The organism is Pseudoduganella sp. RAF53_2 (assembly GCF_052113985.1).
GTDB lineage: Bacteria > Pseudomonadota > Gammaproteobacteria > Burkholderiales > Burkholderiaceae_D > Rugamonas.
The window spans coordinates 1-1,496 of sequence record NZ_JBFRDW010000964.1 but is presented as its reverse complement, the minus strand read 5'-3'; the positions used below and the strand labels follow the sequence as shown (position 1 = coordinate 1,496).

Below are 1,496 nucleotides of genomic sequence, written 5' to 3'. Positions count from 1 at the left end.
GGCTTGACCGGGACATTGTCATAGCCGGTCTTGCGCAGCATGGTGCGCTTGCGGTGCTGGCACTGCGCCACCCAGCCGCTGCGGTCGCGCAGCTTGCCGGCGGCTTTCCATTCCTTGGCGACTTCGACGAACAGCTCCAGCGCATAGCCGGCGTCGGACACGATGCCCAGGTCCGGGCCGAACACGCGGCCGATCTGGGTTGGTTCGATATCCACGTGAACAAAGGTGCGGCCTTCGGTGAACACATCGACGGAGCCGGTGTGGCGGTTGGCCCAGCGGTTACCGATGCCGATGATGAAGTCCGACGCCAGCACGGTGGCGTTGCCGTAGCGGTGGCTGGTCTGCAATCCCGCCATACCCGCCATCAGTTCGTGGTCATCGGGAATGGTGCCCCAGCCCATCAGAGTCGGGATCACTGGCACGTTGACGATCTCGGCGAACTCCTGCAGCAGGGCCGAAGCGTTGGCGTTGATGATGCCGCCGCCCGCGGTGATCAGCGGATGCTCGGAATCGTTCATCATTTCCAGCGCCTTCTCGACCTGGGCGCGCGAGGCGCGCGGCTTGAACGCGTCCAGCGGTGTGTAAGTCTCAGGATCGAATTCGATCTGCGCCATCATCACGTCGAAGGGCAGGTCGATCAGCACCGGACCCGGACGGCCGGAGCGCATCAAATGGAAGGCTTGCTGGAATACGCGCGGCACCTGGGCCGGTTCCAGCACGGTGGTGGCCATCTTGGTGACGGTCTTGGCGATGGCGGCGATGTCCACGGCCTGGAAGTCTTCCTTGTGCAGACGGGCACGCGGCGCCTGGCCGGTGATGCACAGGATCGGAATCGAATCGGCTTGTGCGGAGTAGAGGCCGGTGATCATGTCGGTGCCGGCCGGACCGGAGGTGCCGATGCACACGCCGATATTGCCGGGCGCGGCGCGGGTGTAGCCCTCCGCCATGTGGGATGCGCCCTCAACGTGCCGGCCCAGGATGTGCTTGATCTTGCCGACCTTCTTCAGTGCCGCGTACAGCGGATTGATGGCAGCGCCGGGCACGCCGAAGGCAACGGAAATGCCTTCCTTCTGCAGAACGTGAACAGCTGCTTCAGCTGCTGTCATCTTTGCCATGGTTATCTCCTCGTCTCTGTGAGTACTGCGTGTTATTGATGATTTGTATGCTATAGACCTTCCTTCACCTTGATAAGACAACAAAAAATCGGTTTATTCGATACTCTGAGTATGGAATAATCAAAACATGGACAAACTCAAGCAAATCGAGGCCTTCGTGGCCGTGGTGGAGAAGGGCAGCCTGGCGCGCGCGGCGCTGGTACAGAACATCACGCCGGTGATGCTGGGGCGGCGTATCGATGCGCTGGAAAAGCGTCTGGGTGTGAAGCTGATGCACCGTACGACGCGCCATCTGACGCTGACGGAGCAGGGCAATGTATATCTGGAAGACTGCCGCAAGCTGTTGTCGGATATGGACATCGCCGAGCGCAATATTTCGGA

2 protein-coding genes are annotated in these 1,496 nt (G+C 61.0%); one reads left to right on the top strand and one right to left on the bottom strand.

What is annotated here, in order from left to right:
• Nucleotides 1-1,115 (bottom strand): glyoxylate carboligase (gene gcl, locus AB4Z11_RS31460; protein ID WP_442030069.1); only part of this gene is annotated, 1,115 nt, incomplete at its 3' end.
• A gap of 127 nt (nt 1,116-1,242) precedes the next feature.
• Between gcl and AB4Z11_RS31455 the strand changes: the two genes are divergently transcribed.
• The coding region (locus AB4Z11_RS31455; protein ID WP_442030067.1) for a LysR family transcriptional regulator at nt 1,243-1,496 on the top strand (254 nt) is incomplete at its 3' end.